The sequence below is a fragment of the Companilactobacillus sp. FL22-1 genome (genome assembly GCF_043951805.1).
Lineage (GTDB): Bacteria > Bacillota > Bacilli > Lactobacillales > Lactobacillaceae > Companilactobacillus.
This window is the reverse complement of record NZ_JBINJY010000039.1, coordinates 1-614: the sequence shown is the minus strand read 5'-3', so window position 1 is coordinate 614 and position 614 is coordinate 1. Positions and strand designations below refer to the sequence as shown.

Annotated in this window: 1 protein-coding gene; it reads left to right on the top strand. The window is 34.9% G+C overall.

All coding sequences use genetic code 11. The annotated features are described in order from the left end of the window. A partial coding sequence (locus ACG72T_RS12560) for a recombinase family protein (protein WP_395266474.1) occupies positions 1-558 on the top strand: 558 nt, incomplete at its 5' end. Positions 559-614 lie beyond the last annotated feature (56 nt).

Here is a 614-nt window from a genome sequence, read left to right as displayed (position 1 = left end):
CAAAAGAGGATACTTACAGACAATAATATTAGTGTTATATATAGTGAAAAAATTTCTGGTCGCAAAGATAATCGACCTGAATTTAAAAAGGCTTTAACATATTGTAAAAGGCTGTCAAAGCAAGGGTATAAAGTAACGTTTGTGGTTGTTAAGTTAGATAGAGTATCACGTAAGATGTCTTCATTATTAAGTATTCTCGAAGACCTAAAAGCTAACAATATAGCCTTTAAATCGTTGAAAGATGATATTGATACCTCAACACCAACGGGTGTTCTGATGATGCAATTGTTGGCTATGTTCAGTGAGTTTGAAGTTAATACTTTACGTGAGCGTACTAGAGAGGGACTGCGACAAGCTAAATTGGATGGCAAAATGTTGGGAAGACCTGCACTAGACAATAAGGTAAAGGATAAGATAGCTAAGTTATACTGCAACCCCGATATTACCGTATCTCAGGTAGCCTCTATGTGCAATGTCTCAGACCGTACTGTATATAAGATTGCGAAAGAAAGGAAATTATCTCGATTATTTGTTAAAGGCTCTTCATTTCATGATTAGTTTGATGTTATACTATTCTCATAAATTTAATGATATTTTATGCGCTGAACGACCGT